Origin of the sequence: Archangium violaceum (genome assembly GCF_016859125.1) — a bacterium.
Lineage (GTDB): Bacteria > Myxococcota > Myxococcia > Myxococcales > Myxococcaceae > Archangium > Archangium violaceum_A.
This window is the reverse complement of record NZ_CP069338.1, coordinates 10,109,924-10,125,848: the sequence shown is the minus strand read 5'-3', so window position 1 is coordinate 10,125,848 and position 15,925 is coordinate 10,109,924. Positions and strand designations below refer to the sequence as shown.

At 70.3% G+C, this 15,925-nt stretch carries 14 protein-coding genes; 7 read left to right on the top strand and 7 right to left on the bottom strand.

Features of this window, described 5'->3' with window-relative positions:
* Positions 1 to 12: 12 nt before the first annotated feature.
* Positions 13 to 1,194 (top strand): efflux RND transporter periplasmic adaptor subunit, encoded by a 1,182-nt coding sequence (locus tag JQX13_RS42755; protein ID WP_203412472.1) that lies wholly within the window; start codon positions 13 to 15, stop codon positions 1,192 to 1,194.
* The gene (locus tag JQX13_RS42750) at positions 1,191 to 4,331 is read left to right on the top strand and encodes an efflux RND transporter permease subunit (RefSeq protein ID WP_203405159.1); all 3,141 of its coding nucleotides are present in this window, start codon (positions 1,191 to 1,193) and stop codon (positions 4,329 to 4,331) included. Before JQX13_RS42755 ends, JQX13_RS42750 begins: the two co-directional genes overlap by 4 nt.
* Before the next feature lie 69 nt (positions 4,332 to 4,400).
* Here JQX13_RS42750 and JQX13_RS42745 read toward each other — a convergent pair whose 3' ends face one another.
* Together JQX13_RS42745 and JQX13_RS54845 are read right to left on the bottom strand one after the other, a co-directional pair.
* On the bottom strand, positions 4,401 to 5,222 hold the full coding sequence (locus JQX13_RS42745) for a PaaX family transcriptional regulator C-terminal domain-containing protein (RefSeq protein ID WP_203405158.1): 822 nt from the start codon (positions 5,220 to 5,222) through the stop codon (positions 4,401 to 4,403).
* Positions 5,219 to 5,872, bottom strand: a complete 654-nt coding sequence (locus JQX13_RS54845; RefSeq protein ID WP_239014195.1) for a GNAT family N-acetyltransferase — start codon at positions 5,870 to 5,872, stop codon at positions 5,219 to 5,221. Before JQX13_RS54845 ends, JQX13_RS42745 begins: the two co-directional genes overlap by 4 nt.
* Before the next feature lie 29 nt (positions 5,873 to 5,901).
* On the opposite strand from JQX13_RS54845, the gene JQX13_RS42735 reads away from it, so the two are divergent.
* The 4 genes from JQX13_RS42735 (at position 5,902) to JQX13_RS42725 (ending at position 8,078) form a co-directional block, all read left to right on the top strand.
* Positions 5,902 to 6,300 (top strand): hypothetical protein, encoded by a 399-nt coding sequence (locus JQX13_RS42735; RefSeq protein ID WP_203405157.1) that lies wholly within the window; start codon positions 5,902 to 5,904, stop codon positions 6,298 to 6,300.
* Positions 6,301 to 6,454: 154 nt separating this feature from the next.
* On the top strand, positions 6,455 to 6,766 hold the full coding sequence (locus JQX13_RS42730; RefSeq protein WP_203405156.1) for a hypothetical protein: 312 nt from the start codon (positions 6,455 to 6,457) through the stop codon (positions 6,764 to 6,766).
* Positions 6,767 to 6,912: 146 nt separating this feature from the next.
* Positions 6,913 to 7,443, top strand: a complete 531-nt coding sequence (locus tag JQX13_RS54840; RefSeq protein WP_239014194.1) for an alcohol dehydrogenase catalytic domain-containing protein — start codon at positions 6,913 to 6,915, stop codon at positions 7,441 to 7,443.
* Complete coding sequence (locus tag JQX13_RS42725) at positions 7,392 to 8,078, top strand: zinc-binding dehydrogenase (RefSeq protein WP_239014193.1); 687 nt, start codon at positions 7,392 to 7,394, stop codon at positions 8,076 to 8,078. The genes JQX13_RS54840 and JQX13_RS42725 overlap by 52 nt, the downstream gene beginning before the upstream one ends.
* Here the strand turns inward: JQX13_RS42725 and JQX13_RS42720 are convergent.
* The 5 genes from JQX13_RS42720 to JQX13_RS42700 all read right to left on the bottom strand — a co-directional run bounded on the left by JQX13_RS42720 (position 7,979) and on the right by JQX13_RS42700 (position 14,968).
* Entirely contained in the window at positions 7,979 to 8,686 is a 708-nt protein-coding gene (locus tag JQX13_RS42720) for a Bax inhibitor-1/YccA family protein (RefSeq protein WP_239014192.1), read from the bottom strand. The genes JQX13_RS42725 and JQX13_RS42720 overlap by 100 nt on opposite strands.
* A gap of 17 nt (positions 8,687 to 8,703) precedes the next feature.
* On the bottom strand, positions 8,704 to 9,249 hold the full coding sequence (locus JQX13_RS42715; RefSeq protein ID WP_203405155.1) for a hypothetical protein: 546 nt from the start codon (positions 9,247 to 9,249) through the stop codon (positions 8,704 to 8,706).
* A gap of 499 nt (positions 9,250 to 9,748) precedes the next feature.
* Positions 9,749 to 11,491: a hypothetical protein gene (locus tag JQX13_RS42710; RefSeq protein WP_203405154.1), complete on the bottom strand. Its 1,743-nt coding sequence runs from the start codon at positions 11,489 to 11,491 to the stop codon at positions 9,749 to 9,751.
* A gap of 238 nt (positions 11,492 to 11,729) precedes the next feature.
* Positions 11,730 to 14,258 carry an ABC transporter permease gene (locus tag JQX13_RS42705; protein ID WP_203405153.1) on the bottom strand — a complete coding sequence of 843 codons (2,529 nt, stop codon included), beginning with the start codon at positions 14,256 to 14,258 and terminating at the stop codon, positions 11,730 to 11,732.
* Complete coding sequence (locus JQX13_RS42700; protein WP_239014191.1) at positions 14,255 to 14,968, bottom strand: ABC transporter ATP-binding protein; 714 nt, start codon at positions 14,966 to 14,968, stop codon at positions 14,255 to 14,257. The genes JQX13_RS42705 and JQX13_RS42700 overlap by 4 nt, the downstream gene beginning before the upstream one ends.
* Positions 14,969 to 15,060: 92 nt before the next feature.
* Here JQX13_RS42700 and JQX13_RS42695 point away from each other — a divergent pair, with 92 nt between their 5' ends.
* The gene (locus JQX13_RS42695; protein WP_203405152.1) at positions 15,061 to 15,726 is read left to right on the top strand and encodes an arylesterase; all 666 of its coding nucleotides are present in this window, start codon (positions 15,061 to 15,063) and stop codon (positions 15,724 to 15,726) included.
* Positions 15,727 to 15,925: the final 199 nt, after the last annotated feature.

The following is a 15,925-nucleotide window of genomic DNA, read 5'->3' as shown; positions in this document are numbered from 1 at the left end:
CGTGTGGTGACAATGGCACTGGGCGCCGCGCTCGCCCTGGGGACGGGGTGTGGCAAGGGCTCGGGCGGCACCGGCGCGCAGGCGGAGCAGGGTGGGAAGGGGGGGAGGGGAGGAGGCCCGGGTGGCCGGGGGCCCATCCAGTTCCCGGTGGAGGTGGCGCCGGTGGAGGCGCGGGACGTGGAGTACGTCATCTCCGCGGTGGGCTCGGTGGAGGCCTTCGAGCAGGTGCAGATCACCGCGCGCGTGGCGGGCGTGGTGGAGCAGGTGCGCTTCATGGAAGGCCAGACGGTGAAGAAGGGCGAGGTGCTCGCGGAGATCGAGCCCACGCGCTACAGCATCGCGGTGCGCTCGGCGCAGGCGGCGCTGGAGAAGGCGCAGGCGGCGAAGGCGGAGGCGGAGTCGGCGGCGGGGCGGCGCACGGCGGCCAACGAGCTGAAGCCAGGGCTGCTGCCGGCCGAGCAGATCGACACCGCCGAGGCCCGGGCGCGCAGTGCCGCGGCGGACGCGAGCGCGGCGAAGGCGGCGTTGGATCAAGCCGAGCTGAACCTGCGCGACGCGTACGTGAGGGCGCCCATGGAGGGCGTGCTGCAGACGCGCACGGTGCAGACGGGGCAGTACGTGCAGCCGGGCACGGTGCTGGCCACGCTGCTGCGGCGCGATCCGCTGCTCCTGCGCTTCACCGTGGCCGAGTCGGACGTGGGCCGGCTGAAGACGGGCATGCCGGCGCGCTTCACGGTGCGCTCGGACGGGCGCACGTACACGGGCCGCATCAGCTACGTGGCGGACGCGGCGGATCCCGCCAGCCGCATGGTGAAGGTGACGGCGGAGGTGAGCGGCCCGGAGGCCAAGGCGCTGCGGCCGGGGGCGTTCGCCACGGTGTCGGTCCCGGTGGAGACGGCCCGGGGAGCTCCGGTCATCCCCCAGACGGCGGTGCGCCCCAGCGAGCGCGGCTTCCTGACCTTCGTGGTGCGGGACGGCAAGGCGCGCGAGCGCGTGGTGGAGCTCGGCCTGCGCACGGCGGACGGGCTCGTGGAGGTGCGCGAGGGGCTCGAGCCCGGCGAGCAACTGGTGGTGCGTGGCGGGGAGGCGCTCAAGGACGGTGCCGCGGTGCGCATCGCCGAGGGCCCCAAGCCCTCCTTCACCGGAGAGCCGCGCCGTGAGACGGACGGCGGCAATGGAGGCGCGGCGCGATGAACATCACCGATGTCTGCATCAAGAAGCCCGTCTTCGCCTGGATGCTGATGGCGGCCACCATCGTCTTCGGACTGGTGGCCGCCCAGCGCATCGGCATCAGCCAGTTCCCGGACGTGGACTACCCCGTCATCGGCATCAGCGTGACGTGGGAGGGGGCCTCGCCGGAGGCCGTGGAGAACGACGTCATCGAGCCGCTCGAGGAAGCGGCGATGCAGGTGGAGGGCGTCAAGTCCATCACCTCCAAGTCGAGCCAGGGCGGTGGCAGCATCTCCGTGGAGTTGGATCTGTCGCGCGACGTGGACCAGGCGCTGCAGGACGTGACGTCCAAGGTGAGCCAGGCCCAGCGGCGGCTCCCGCAGGACATCGATCCGCCGGTCATCTCCAAGAGCAACCCGGAGGATCAGCCCATCATGTGGCTGGGGGTGTCCGGGCCCTTCTCGCAGCAGTTCCTCGCCGACTTCACCCGCTACCGCGTGAAGGAGGTGCTGCAGACGGTGCCGGGAGTGGGCGAGGTGACGCTGGGCGGCTCGCTGGAGCGCAACGTGCGCATCTGGGTGGACGCGCAGAAGCTGGACGCGCGCGGGCTCACCGTCACCGACGTCATCTCCGCGCTGCAGCGCGAGCACGTGGAGCTGCCCGCGGGCCGCATCGAGACGGAGGGCCGCGAGGTCAACGTCCGTGTCATGGGCGAGGCGCTGAACCTGGAGACGCTGCGCCACCTGGTGGTGCGCGAGGGCAACGGCTCCCCCGTCTACCTGTCCGACGTGGCGCTGGTGGAGGACGGCTTCGAGGACGTGCGCCGCCTGGCCCGTGTCGACGGCCAGCCGGCCCAGGGACTCGGCATCCGCAAGCAGCGCGGCGCCAACGCGGTGGCCGTGGCGCAGGGCGTGCGCGCGAAGCTCGCCGAGCTGCAGAAGGACGCGCCCGAGGGCCTGGACCTGGGCGTCAACTTCGACTCCACCCGGTTCATCGAGGAGAGCGTCCACGAGATCGAGTTCGAGCTGCTGCTGGCCTGCCTGCTGACGGCGCTGGTGTGCTGGGCGTTCCTCGGCTCGCTCTCCAGCACGTTCAACGTGATCCTCGCCATTCCCATGTCGCTGCTGGGCACGGTGGCGGTCATCTACTTCCTGGGCTTCACCCTCAACACCTTCACGCTGCTGGGCCTGTCCCTGGCGGTGGGTATCGTGGTGGATGACGCCATCATGGTGATGGAGAACATCTTCCGTCACGCGGAAGAGGGGAAGGACCGGGTGAGCGCGGCGCGCGAGGGCACGCACGAAATCACCTTCGCGGCCCTGGCGGCCACGCTGGCCGTGGTGGCCATCTTCCTCCCCGTCGTCTTCATGAGCGGGGTCATCGGCAAGTTCTTCCTCCAGTTCGGCGTGACGCTGTGCGTGGCGGTGCTGCTGTCCTACGTGGAGGCCATCACCCTGGCGCCGGCGCGGTGCGCGCAACTGCTCAAGACGGGCCGCGAGGGCCGCAGCAAGGTGGGGGTGCTCGTGGACCGGGCCTTCACCTGGCTGGAGCACCACTACGGGAGGGTGCTGGCCCAGGGGCTGAAGCGGCCCTGGTGGGTGCTGGGGGGCGCGGTGGTGCTGCTGGCGCTGTCCGGCTTCGCCTTCAAGAGCCTGTCGAGCGAGTTCGTCCCCTCGCAGGATCAGGGCCGCGTCATGGTGCGGCTGCAGACGGCGGTGGGCAGCACCGTGGAGGAGACGGACCGGCTCTTCCTCAGGGCCGAGGAGTACCTGAGCAACCGGCCCGAGGTGACCCGCCTGTTCTCGGTGGTGGGCGGCGGTGGCAGCGGGGTGAACGGCGGCATGCTGTTCATCACCCTGGTGCCGCCGGAGCAGCGCATGCCGATGTCGGACTTCAACCAGATGGTGCGCAAGGAGCTCAACTCGTACCCGGGCCTGCGCGCGGTGGTGATGGATCTGTCTCAGAGCGGCTTCACGGCCTCGCGCGGCTTCCCGGTGGAGTTCAGCGTGCGCGGCTCGGACTGGGAGCGGCTCATCGAGTCCAGCACGGAGATGCGCGACAAGCTCCAGGCGAGCGGCACGGTGGTGGACGTGGACACGGACTACCAGCTCGGCATGCCGGAGCTGCGGATTACGCCGGATCGGGCGCGCGCCGCGGACCTGGGCGTGTCCATGCAGGACGTGGGCTCCACCCTCAACGCCCTGGTGGGCGGGGTGCGCGTGGGCAGGTACAGCACCGGCGGGCGCCGCATCGACGTGCGGCTGCGCCTGCTCAAGGATCAGCGCTCGCGGCCGGAGGACCTGGCGATGCTGAAGGTGCGCACCGGCACGGGCGAACTGGTGCCGTTGGCCTCGCTGGTGACGCAGGAGGAGCGTCCGGCGCTCCAGGCCATCACCCGCAAGGATCGTGAGCGGGCCATCAGTATCTTCGCCAACGTGGCGCCCGGGGCCACCCAGCAGCAGGCGCTGGAGACGGTGGAGCGGCTGGCCCGGGAGCTGCCCGGTGGCACGCGCGTGGTGTTCGGCGGCTCCAGCGTGGCCTTCCAGGAGTCCATGAGCAGCCTCCTGTTCGCCCTCATCCTGGGCATCGGGGTGGCCTACATGGTGCTCGCCTCGCAGTTCAACTCGTTCCTGCACCCCGTCACGGTGCTCACCATCCTCCCTCTATCGGTGGCGGGAGCGGCCTTCGCGATGTGGGCCACCGGCACGACGCTCAACATCTTCAGCATGATTGGCCTGCTGCTGTTGATGGGCATCGTGAAGAAGAACTCCATCATCCTGGTGGATTATGCGCTGCTGCAGCGTGAGCAGGGAGCGGACGCGGTGGAGGCGATGCAGCGGGCGGGCCCGGTGCGCTTGAGGCCCATCCTCATGACGTCGCTGGCCACGATGATGGCGGCGGTGCCGGCGGTGCTGGCGCTGGGGGCGGGCAGCGAGACGCGTGCCCCCATGTCGGTGGCCGTGCTGGGAGGCCTCTCCGTCTCCACCGTGCTCAGCCTCCTGGTGGTGCCCGCCTTCTACGTGGTGGCGGATCGGATGAAGACGCGGTTGGACCGGCGGCTCCACCGCCGCTCCGGTGGCCCTGGCGAGCATGGCTCGGGCCCCGGTGGCCACGGCGCTCCCGTCGCCGAGGGAGAGAAGCCCCGGCTCGCCGGCAGCTGACGCCAGGGCTTCGGGGAGAAGCCCTCCATGGAGAGGCGCGCTAGAGCACGCACTCAGGTGGGGCGGGCCTCAGTACCGGGTGAACAAGCGCGCCGGTCCGGCATCGGCCGCCAAGGTCTCCCAGGTGGCGCGGAAACGGGCGCGGATCTCGGTCGGCGGCCACGGGACGGGCCGCAGCTCGGGGGGCAACAGTGGATCCGTGAGCAGGGCATGGTCGAACGCCACGGCCAGGTGCAGGGCCAGCGCGATCCGCTCGGGCTCGTCGGCGCCCCCGGTGTCCGCGCCCCCGGCTGCCACGTCGTCGAGTTGCGTGGCCAGGGGACGGTAGGCGGCCAGAACGGGCTTGGCCGGCCACAGGCGCGCGGCGATCGCGCGTGGGTCGCGCAGGTCGCCGATGCGCAGGTCGGCCGTCGTCGCACGGGTGAGCAGACCGGAGCCGTCGATGTCCGCCGTCTCCGCGTCGATCAGGGCATCCCAGTCGTGTGCGCTCACGTACAGCCCCGGCCCGAGTGCCGCACCGCCGAGCCGGACGAGGGTCGCGCGCAGCGCGTCGCGGGTGGGCCGGCGGGCCTCGGGAACGGAGAACGCGCACAGCCGCCAGAGCCCATCCCAAGGCGCCTCGCCGGCGTCCTGCCGATACGCGTGGTGCACGAAGGCGACGTCGTGCCGATCGCGCACCCGGGCCGCCGGACTCAGGCGCAGCGTGCCGCGTCTCCCGCGTCCGTGCTGCTCGGCGTCCCCGGCCGCGACCATGCGACGGATCACCAGCCGCACCGGCTGCTCGCCGAGCCCGAGGGCGACGGCCACGTCGTAGACCCTGCCGAGATCGGCCACGCCGTCGGCATCGACGAGCGCCTCGATGACGAAACGCGGGGTGACCTCCGCGCTCACGTGCCCTCTCCCTGCTCGGAGACCTCGAGCGTCATCTCGGTGACGCTCCGGAAACCGTAGAGCGTCCCGAGCAGCGACACGTCCTGCGTCCGCCCCGCGACGAACCCGCAACGCTCGTACAGCGCCCGAGCGCGGGGGTTGGTGTCCACGACGCTGAGTCGTACCCGTCGCAGCCCGGCTCGGCGCGCCAGATGGGCGGCATGCGCCAGCAGTCGGGTGCCGATGCCCCGGCCACGCGCCGCCGCGTCGACCGCGATTCCGTCCAGCAGCAGTTCATCTGGCCGGGCTTCGCGGTGCAGCGGCATCAGGAGCAGGGCCCGCCAGGGCGCGCTCCACGGAGAGAAGTGCCGCAGCAACGTCTGGAAGCGCAGGTCGATGGCCCCGCGAGCGGCCAGGTGGTGCCCGAGGACCCCGAGGACGGTGCCATCGGGCCCGACGGCGCAGCTGAGCCGGTCCGAGGCGAGGGCCTCGCGGAGGGCGGGGACGCCGTGCTCGGCATCGCCGAGGCCGGGGCGGAACTTGTGGGCGAACGCGGTCCAGTACAGCCGGGCAACCGTTTCCGCCGCCCCAGCGGGCACGCCGTCGAGCACGCGGACGTCCGGCGGAGGCACGGCACTGCCGCGGGGGTCGGGTCGGGTCGGTGTCGTCATGACTCGAATCTATCATATATAATACGGTCGTGAATGAATCGATAGATGCTGACACCGTGAGGCCGGCTCACTCCCCACGCCGCCACGTTGTCCGGTGGGTACTCACGGCGCTGGTCGTCGTCGGCGCGCTGCTCGCGGCCGTCGCGGGGATCGCGGTCATGGGTCACACGTATGACCTGGACGAGCGGCGGATCGCGATCCCCGGCCCGGCCGGCGACCTCGACGGCGTGCTCGCGCTGCCGCCGGGCACCACGCGACCGGTCGGGCTCGTCGTGTTCGTACACGGCGACGGCCCGGTGGACGCGACGAGCGACGGGTTCTACCGACCCATCTGGGAGGCGTTCGCCCGCGCCGGCTACGCACCACGGCAGGTGTTCGTGCCTGGGTACCTCGACGTGCAGCGGGCCTTCCTGGCGGCTTTGCCCTGACATTTGCCTCCGCGAGCGTCCAAAGGGGGAGCTCCTGGAGAAGCGGTGGCGGATTCAGGAAGAGTGCTTTGGAGGGAAGCCCGACCTGAGCCACGAGAACGCAATCACCGAAGTAGATGTCCATGACGAGCTGGAGCCCACCCCCGAGGGCTTCATGGCGTATCTCCGCGACCCGCCGCAGGTCCGCCACTGGAAGGAGAAGATGCGGGTGCAGGGCGTCCCGCTGCCTGTCAGCAAAGCCCCGGGCGTCCTCTTCGCGGACCTGCTTCAGCAGATTCTCCGCCGGATCGCTGGAAAGCTTCGGGGGCTGTGCGTCAGCGGCCTGGTCCGAAGCCCTGCAAGGTGGCGACGTCACGGTAGACGGTGCGCCGAGGCCTTCCTGCAACTTCTCGAGCCGGAGTCCGCCCACATCCAGTTCGGCACGGTGCTGGGCTCGCGAGGAGACGGCAGGCGGAGCGCGGCCTGATTGCCGCCGCCTCCTCGCGTGTCAGGTCCCCATGACTGCTCGAGGGCTCACGGCCTCCACGTGTACGGAGGCGGCGCCGTCACTTCGACCACGGGCGCGGTCCGATTGGCCCCGTGAACTCCGTTCCCACGCGAGCCGAGCCCGGCGTGACCGTCGATCCGGGCATTCCCGCTCACCGTCCCGCCGAGCACCTGCGCGTGGGGACCGACAGGCGTCCTTGCAACGTGCACTGCGCACCCGCGCAATTCTTCCTCCGTGGCTTCTACCGGCCAGAGGCACCGACCCGCTTCTTGAAGTCGACCATGAGCCTGATGAACTGCTCGGGCTTCTCCGAGTGGAAGGAGTGGCCCGTGTCGACCTTGTGGAACTCGACGCCCTTGATCAGCGAGCGCGCACGGTCGGCGTCCTCGCCACTCATAATCACCGGGGAGATCATCGAGAAAGGCAAGGACGTCGAGTACCTGGAGCTGGGCGATCTCGTCACGGTGCCCTTCAACGTTGCCTGCGGACGCTGCCGCACGTGCCGGGAGCAGCAGACGGGCGTGTGTCTCAACGTCAACGCGTCACGTCCCGGCGGCGCCTATGGCTATGTGGACATGGGCGGCTGGGTGGGCGGGCAGGCCCAGTGGGGCTCGCCGCCGCGGCTTCGGCCCACCTGCTCGGGGCAGCGGTGGTGATGATCGGCGACATCAACCCGGAGCGGTTGAAGCACGCGAAGTCCGTCGGGTTCGAGCCCATCGATCTCACGAAGAGCGACAAGCTGGAGGAGTTGATCGCCGCGGTTACCGGTGTGCCCGAGGTCGATGCCTCCATCGACGCGGTCGGTTTCGAGGCGCGCGGCCACGGTGCCCAGCATGGGACGGAGGCACCCGCCACGGTGCTCAACTCGCTCATGGCCATCACCCGGGCGGGTGGATCCATCGGCATCCCGGGGCTCTACGTCACGGAGGATCCGGGCGCGAAGGACGAGGCCTCGCAGCAGGGTAACCTGCGCATGCGCTTCGGGCTCGGTTGGGCGAGGTCGCATCGGTTTCTTCACCGGGCAGACGCCGGTGCTTCGTTACAACCGCCAGCTCATGCAGGGGCTGCTCGAAGAGCAGCCGTTGGAGCAGAGCGGCAGCTGTGCGCCATACGGCGCCCGCGGACGGAAGGAGGGCCCGGTGCCGCACGAACGCGGCCCCGAGCCCTCCTGAAACCAGGCTTCCGCTCGCTTCAGCGCCGGTCCGTGAAGATCCGGAGGATGTACCAGAACAGGAGGGCCACGGCCGAGAACAGGGCCAGCGCCGCCGCGACGTGGGAGCCCACCGGGTAGTGATGAAGGACGTTGGACGTGTAATAGAGGATGTACCCGGCGGCGACCACGACCATCACGGCCGCGAAGATCGTCCCCAGGGTGAAGCCGAAGAGCAGCGAGACGACGATCAAGCCGAGGGCCGCGAACCCGGCGATCGTCAGCGCCGGACGGAGCCACGAGAAGTCGCGCCGGGTGAGGAGGACCGTTCCCGTCAACCCCACGAAGACGAGCCCGGTGAGCACCCCCGCCTTGGCGATGATGTTCGGGTCCCTGGAGAAGTAGGCCGCCACGTACAGGAGCGGGAGCATGATGATGGCTTCCGCCACCACGTAGAGACCCAGCCCGAGGTACTGCATGGCGGGGGAGCTCGCGGACTGGGCCCATCGATCAGCCACCCACCCCACGGCCATGAAGGCGGCCAGGACGATGAGCCAGCTCATGCGCCCACCGAGCATCGTCTGCACGATCGGCTGTGCGAGCGGTGAGTTGAGGAGCGCCGCCTCCAACGCGATGAAGGCCAGCACCGCGCCCCCCAGGTGGAGGTACGTCTTCCGGATGAAGGCCACCCGCTCCGAGACCGGAGCTTCGGCGGCGATCATCCCCCCAGTAGCAGTGTTCCAAGCCATGTCTCGTCCCCTATCGGTCACAAGTCGAAGTCGCCCAGGTCATCCCCGTAGCCAGCGTCGTCTTCCGCGGCCACGTCCTCCGTCTGGGCGGAGTCCAGCCCGGCCTCATCCTCCCAGGATCCGCCGTCGAAGTCGCTCAGGAACTGGTGGGCGATCGCCGAGCCAATCACCGTCCCGGCGATGCTGCCCAATAGGCTCCCAGCGAACATTCCGCCGAGGCTCATCCCCCCGAAGGAGCGCTCCAGCGTCCCGGGCCGACGCATCTCGGCCCGTGTCGCCATTCGCGCCAACGCTCGGGGCTCCGGGTCATTCGAGGCCGCGGCCCTCCGTTCCGCCGGAGGCAGGTCCTCGCTCAACTCCCGCAGGGCCCGCGCTCGTTGCGCGGGCGTCAGTTGCGCGAAGGCTTCCGCATGCGCCTGCTCGATGGCTTCCGGCGGCGCCGTCCGCAGCAGATACCGGTAGCGGGCAAGCGCCTGCTCGTCGGCGGAGGGAACCGCCCCTCCTCCCCGGTTCGGCTGCATGGAGCGGGAACCCCCACCGAGGATGCGGTCTAGAAGTCCCATGGTCGTCACACAGTGGAGATGGGGCGTCCGCTTTGCTCGGCAGCATGGCCGCCCCTCGGGCAATGCCCCAGCCCCTGGGGCTTCCCATGGGGCAAGGGCCTGGAGCGCCGCTTGCTGGTAGCGGCATGCTCCACGCCAGCACCGGCTGCCCGGCACCATTCATCGCCAGCACCGGGATGAACAGCAACCGGGGACTTGTCACCGGGCGTCCCGCATGTCCCTCCACCGCCTTGGCCCCGGCCAGAAAACCTCTCAGGTCCAACGCCTCCACCGCCGCCGCCACTACCCGCACCGGGTGCTCCGGCTCCACCAACTGCTCCGGCATCTGCTTGAACAGCCAGCCTTGCGACCTGTCCGGCTCTTTCGTCCGGACTCTTCCCTCTGCTGCCCGCGCTTTCTTCTGGCTCACTCCCCCTGCCTACTTCACATGGTACCTCTTGCACCCGAACCCCAGGGGTGGGGCTTTGCCTTCCCCACCCACCTTTGGATCACCCAGCTTTCACTTCCTGGGATTTATCGAGCGCTCTTGAGCGGCCGAGCGGCTCGTCGTATCGGGCGTCGAGAAGGCCACGGCGCTGGCATCGAGCACGTTTCCATTCGAATCAACCCGTGCTCCGTAGAAGGTGGAGCTGGAGTTCTCCTGCTGTGGCCACACCACCAGGAAGTCATTCGCACTGGCGCTGGCGGCGATTGAAGCGTTGTCCACCAGGGCCGCGGGGCCGGTGGCGATGGGAATTCCCAAGGCATCGAGCACCTGCCCATCCCCGGCACGCACCCGTGCGCCATAGACGTCGCCGGAGGCATCCGTGCGCCGATCGTTCCATGCCACGAGGAACTGGCCCGCGGTGAAGGCCACGGCGGGGGCGAGCTGGGCGCCCGTGGCGGTGGAAATGGAGAGGGGGGTGGTATCGAGGACCTGTCCATCCGACGCCCTCACGCGCGCGCCGTAGATGTTGGAATCCCCGGTTTGTTGTGGATCGGCCTGCCAGGCCACCAGGAAGTGGCTTCCACCAAAGGCCAGCGAGGGCTTTCTGGGCACCCCCTCCATGGAGGATATGGGAATCTCCGTGGTGTCGAGAACCTGTCCATCCGACGCCCTCACGCGCCTGCCTCTGAGGACCGAGGTTTCGTACACCTTATCCCCCACGATCTTTCTCTCGACACGGCTCCACGCCACGAGGAATTGGCTTCCGTCGAAGGCGACGACGGGCTCTTCATGGCTTCCCGGAGTGGAGGAGGACAGGGTGCCAACGGATTGCACCTGCTTCGTCGCGCCTCGCACGAGTACGGCCTGGATGGACGCGTGGAAGCCTGGACGAGCACCCGAGAAGGCCACCAGGAAGTCGTTCCCCACCGAGGCCACGGAGAGCTTGCTGACCCGCTGCTCCGAGCCCTGCACGATGAAACCATTCGGGTCGAGGAGAACCCCGTCCACGGCTCGTACACGGGTGGCATGGATCATGTCCGTGTCGCCGAAACTTCTCAGCCACGTCACCAGGTAGATGCCTTCACCCGAGGCGACAGCACCCGAGTTCGTAGGGGTTCCCGGTGGAGCGGGTACGGGCTCATCCGCGCTGATTTCCGGGGAGATGATCGGAGCCAGCACCGCCGGCCAGGTTGAATCCTCCAGGACGCGCGCGGGCACGCGCATCACCAGGACGCCCTCTTCGCGGACGGTCTGTACGGGAGTCCGCACGCCTCTCGCGTCCACCCACGTGGCCTGTCCGTAGCGCACCCCGAGCCGCGTCTGGGGATCTACGTAGTGGTGCCCCTGGGACGTCTTGCCCACGTACTCGAGCCCGGCCAGTTCCACTCGCACGTCCAGATCGCCCGTGCCCTCGGGGCGGATGGCCATCTCCCAGCGTTGCGCAAGGACTCCGTCGCCGTTTCGCAGCACCTCCACCACGGGACCCCGCTGCACGGCCAACGCGCCGTCCTCGCGCACCGACACGCGCGGCGCCTGGGCCAGGGGACGCTCGCCCCGGGAGATCGACACCGTGCGCACCTCCAAGGGAGCTCCCTGCACCGCGGTAGGGGAGGGGGTGGCGGACGCGTGCGCTTCCCGCCAGGCGCGCGGCGAGAAGCGGATCGTGCCGTCCTCTCCCACGCGAACCGCGTAGGTGTCCTGGTCACCCGTGAAGAAGCCTTCCTGGGAACGGAAGGATTGTTCCACGCGGCGGATGACGGCGTGGACGTCGAAGGGGGGCGAGACGTCGACGGCGGCGGAGGGCGCTCCGACCACCGGAATCTCCTTCGCCTCTTGCGCGGGTGCGCAGGCCATGACGAGCAGGAGCCCACGGACGAGCCAGTGGGAGAACGAGGAGCTTCGTGAAGGATGTGTCATGAGTGGAGTGGCGCGGCGGACCCCCCGCCAGCCGCCAGCGCTCACCATAGCCCAGGAGGAGAGCGTGACATGACGAGCATGAGTGGCCCTCGTCGCGCATCGGCTCCACCTCGCTCGTCTCGAGGTGCTCTCGGGCTCAGCCCTGCAACTCCCGCAGCGTCACCGAGGGTGGCGCGTCCAGCACGCGCCGGGTGGCGAACATTCCCGCGCTCACCGCCGCCAGCACCCCCAGCCCGCCACCCACCCCCACCAGCCGCCAGTCCGCCTGCCATGGCAGTTCGAACACCTGCGTGGCGATGACCCCGGCCAGGATGGAGGCGGCGAACGCCGCGGTGAGGCCCGACAGCAGGCCAATGGCCGCGAACTCCGAGGCCTGCGCGAGCCGCAACTGCCGGCGGCTGCCGCCCAGCACCCGCATCACGCCACCTTCCAGCAGGCGCTCGTCCTGACTGGCACTGACCGCGGCCATCAGCACCAGCAGGCCCGCGAGCAGCGAGAAGTAGAACACCACTTCCACCACGGTGGAGACCTGGTCCGCGGTGCCGCGCGCCTGCTCGAGCAGCGCATCCACATCCACCACCGAGAGGTTGGGGAAGCGGGACACCAGCTCCGCGGTGAAGCGCGTGCGCTCGGGGGGCACGTGCATCGCGGTGATGTAGCTGGCCGCATAGCCCGCGAGCGAGCCCGGCGACACCAGCACGATGAAGTTCGGCCGGAAGCTCTCCCACTCCACCTCGCGCAGGCTGGTGACGGTGGCCTCGAGCCGCTGGCCCGCGATGTCGAAGGCCACGCGGTCTCCGAGCTTCCAGCCCATCGCGGAGGCGAAGTCCTCCTCCACGGAGAGCTCCGGCTTCTCCGGGCGCCGCTGTCCCCAGAACGTGCCCGCGGTGATGCGGTTGTCGTCGCGAAGCGTGGTGACGCTGGAGAGGTTGTACTCGCGGTCCCTCCGTCGCCGCCCGCGACGCTCCTCCTCGGTGTTGGCGGCACCCTCGGCGGGCGTGGCCTTCACCGGCTCGCCGTTGTGCGCCACCAGGCGGCCACGCACCATGGGGAAGAGGTCCGGCGCGGGCAACCCCTGCTCGGCCATGAACGCACGCACCAGCTCGAGCTGATCCTCCTGCACGTTGACGATGAAGCGGTTGGGGGCCTCCCTGGCGAGCGCCACCTGCCAGCGGTCGAGCAGGTCGGTGCGCACGAAGGTGAGCAGCAGCAGCGCCATCAGCCCCAGGCCGAGCGCCGACACCTGCGCGACGCTGGTGGCCGCGCGCCGGCTCACGTTGGCCAGCCCGTAGCGTAGGCTCCCGCGCAGCCGCGAGCGCAGCCGCCGCACGACGGAGATGAGCCCCCACGCAAGGGCGGCCAGCACGCCCAGCGTGGCGACGATGCCGAGGAGCATCGCGGACGCCAGCCCCGCCGAGCCGGCCTTCCACCACAGCAGCGCGGCCAGCCCCGCCACGCCCGCGAGCCCCACCAGCCAGGAGCTCGGCTCGGTCCGGTCGAGGTCCCTCCGCAACACGCGCAGCGCGGGCACCCGGCGCAGCGCGAGGATGGGGGGTGCACCGAAGGTCAGCAGTACCACCAGCCCCACCCCATACCCCTGCACCGCCGGCACCCAGCCGGCCGCCGGGATGTCCAGCTTCAGCGCCTCGGAGAGCCACCTTCCCACCAGCCACTGCATGAGGAAGGCGAGCAGGACGCCGATGGAGCTCGCGATGAGGCCGGCGAGGAGCAGCTCGCCACCGTGGGTGGCCACCAGCGTGCGCTGGCTCGCGCCCAGACACCGCATGACCGCGGTGCTCGACAGGTGCCGCTCGCTGTGCCGGCGCGCCGCCATGGCCACGGCCACCGCCGCCAGCACCACCGACACCAACGCCGCCAGGCTCAAGAAGCGGTCGGCCCTGTCGAGCGCGGAGCGCATCTCCGGACGCGCGTCCTTCACCGTCTCCAGGCGCTGGCCACGCGCGAGCCCCTCACGCGCGGTGCGCACGAAGCGCTCCACCGCGTCCGGCTCTCCGGCGACCACCAGGCGGTAGCGCAGCCGGCTGCCCTCCTGCACCAGCCCCGTCGCGGGCAGGTCGGCGAGGTTGAGGAACACCCGGGGCGCGATGTTGAAGTAGTCGATCGCCGCGTCCGGTTCCCTCACCACCAGCGCGGAGAGCCGCAGCCGCGACTCGCCAATGCCAATCATGTCCCCCAGCCTGGCATCCAGCGCGTCCGCGCCCGCGCGGCTCAGCCACACGCTGCCCCGCTCGGGAATGCCCGTGGCGTCGCGCTCGGGGCCGTCCACTGAGTCCACGATGCGGAAGCGGCCTCGCAGGGGAAAACCCTCTCCGAGCGCCCGGAGCTCTCCGAGCTTGAGCCGCTCATCGTCCGCGTCGCCGACCCGGATCATGCTGGGCAGCTCCTGCGTCTCGGTGCTTCGCAGCCCGGGCGCCTTCGCCGCCTCGCGCACCACCCCATCGAAGGGCGTGTCGCCGAGCACCACCGCGTCTCCGCCGAGCAGCCGGTTGGCCTCGAGGGCCAGCGCGCGCTCGGCGCGGTCGGTGACGAAGCCGATGGACGTCACGGCCAACACCGCGAGCACCAGGGCGGCGAGGAGGATGCGGAGCTCTCCGGCGGCGAAGTCACGGCGCAGCTGGCGCCAGGCCATCCCGAGCAGTCTCATGACGCTTGCCGCTCCTCGGAGACCAGGCGGCCCCCGTCGAGCCGCAGCCGCCGCCCGCAGCGCGCCGCGAGGTGCTCGTCATGGGTGACGAGTACCAGGGTGGTGCCGGCCTCCGCGTTGAGCGAGAACAACAGCTCGACGATGGCCTGGCCGGTGCGGGTGTCGAGGTTGCCGGTGGGCTCGTCGGCGAAGAGCACCGCCGGCCGGGTGACGAAGGCGCGCGCCAGGGCGACACGCTGCTGCTCTCCGCCGGACAGCTGGCGCGGGTAGTGGCCCAGCCGCTCCCCCAGCCCCACCTTCCCGAGGATGGCCCGGGCGGGCGTCTCCACGTCCGCGTCTCCGCGCAGCTCGAGCGGCAGCATCACGTTCTCCAGCGCCGTCAGCGAGGGCAGCAACTGGAAGCTCTGGAAGACGAAACCCACCTTCTCGCCGCGCACGCGCGCACGGCCGTCCTCGTCCAGGGCGGACAGCGGCTCGCCGTCCAACAGCACGCTCCCGCTGCTGGGCGTGTCCAGCCCGGCCATCAGCGACAGCAGCGTGCTCTTTCCCGAGCCGGAGGCCCCGACGATGGCCACGGTGTCGCCATGGGAGATGGAGAAGCCCACCCCCTCCAGGATGGTGAGCGCGCCGGACGGCAGGGACACGCGTTTGCCCAGTTCCGACACCTGGAGGGCCCACCGCCGCGGGTCTGGCTGGACTTTGGTGTGCATCGCGAGGTCGTGGGGCATATTTGGGTTCTTCGTCAGGGGAGCGCCTGTTCGCGGAGCAGGCTTGTAACGGCGGCCCGGAGGAGTTGCAGCGGATGAGCCAAGGATACAAGAGGGATCACACCCGGACCGCCGGTGTGCTCGGTTGCCTGGTAGTGGCACTGGCCGTGGGGCTGGCCACGCTGGGAGCATCGGTCGCGGAGGCCGGGCCCGTGCGGACGGTGCTGGTGATGGGGGACTCGCTGTCCGCCGCCTACGGGCTCGCGCCGGAGGAGGGCTGGGTGGCGCTGACGGCCGAGCGGATGGCCAAGGAGACGCCTGGATGGCGGGTGGTGAACGCCAGCGTCAGTGGAGAAACCACCGCGGGCGGAGCCGCGCGAATCGAACGAGAGCTCGCGCGCAACCAGCCAGCGGTGGTGGTCATCGCCCTGGGCGGCAACGACGGGCTGCGGGGCCTGTCGCTCAAGCAGACCCGGACCCACCTGGAGAAGATGGTGAGCGCGGCCAAGGCCTCTGGCGCCCGGGTGTTGCTGGTGGGCATGCGCATGCCGCCCAACCTGGGGAAGGCCTACACGGAGGGCTTCGCGGCCAACTACCGAGCCGTGGCCGAGGCGCACAAGGTGTCCCTGCTCCCATTCCTGCTGGAGCCCATTGCCATGGACCGCGCCTCCTTCCAGGCCGACAACATCCACCCCGTCGCCGCCGTGCAGCCCAAGCTGCGCGACCATGTCTGGCCCGCGCTGGCTCCGCTGCTGAAGTGAGGCCCCTGGCGCATCGAGCCCGGGGCTCCACACGCGGAGCCCGCACCGGTTGGGGATGACGGCGGTGAAGTACACGCCGTGAGCCGTGACCCTGGGTCCCGCGTGCTCAGGGCGTCGCCGTCAGTGTCAGTTCCTGGAGCCGGGCCACCTCCGGGTCCAGGACGGCCGAGAGTCCCTGGAGGTATGCCTCGGGCCCGCT

Excerpts from the sequence above, each read along its gene's own strand:
- JQX13_RS42755 (WP_203412472.1), top strand. The coding sequence starts at position 13 with ATGGCACTGGGCGCCGCGCTCGCCCTGGGGACGGGGTGTGGCAAGGGC.
- JQX13_RS42750 (WP_203405159.1), top strand. The coding sequence starts at position 1,191 with ATGAACATCACCGATGTCTGCATCAAGAAGCCCGTCTTCGCCTGGATG.
- JQX13_RS54845 (WP_239014195.1), bottom strand. The coding sequence starts at position 5,872 with ATGACGACACCGACCCGACCCGACCCCCGCGGCAGTGCCGTGCCTCCG.
- JQX13_RS42730 (WP_203405156.1), top strand. The coding sequence starts at position 6,455 with ATGGCGTATCTCCGCGACCCGCCGCAGGTCCGCCACTGGAAGGAGAAG.
- JQX13_RS42720 (WP_239014192.1), bottom strand. The coding sequence starts at position 8,686 with ATGGCTTGGAACACTGCTACTGGGGGGATGATCGCCGCCGAAGCTCCG.
- JQX13_RS42715 (WP_203405155.1), bottom strand. The coding sequence starts at position 9,249 with ATGGGACTTCTAGACCGCATCCTCGGTGGGGGTTCCCGCTCCATGCAG.
- JQX13_RS42705 (WP_203405153.1), bottom strand. The coding sequence starts at position 14,258 with ATGAGACTGCTCGGGATGGCCTGGCGCCAGCTGCGCCGTGACTTCGCC.
- JQX13_RS42700 (WP_239014191.1), bottom strand. The coding sequence starts at position 14,968 with ATGCACACCAAAGTCCAGCCAGACCCGCGGCGGTGGGCCCTCCAGGTG.
- JQX13_RS42695 (WP_203405152.1), top strand. The coding sequence starts at position 15,061 with ATGAGCCAAGGATACAAGAGGGATCACACCCGGACCGCCGGTGTGCTC.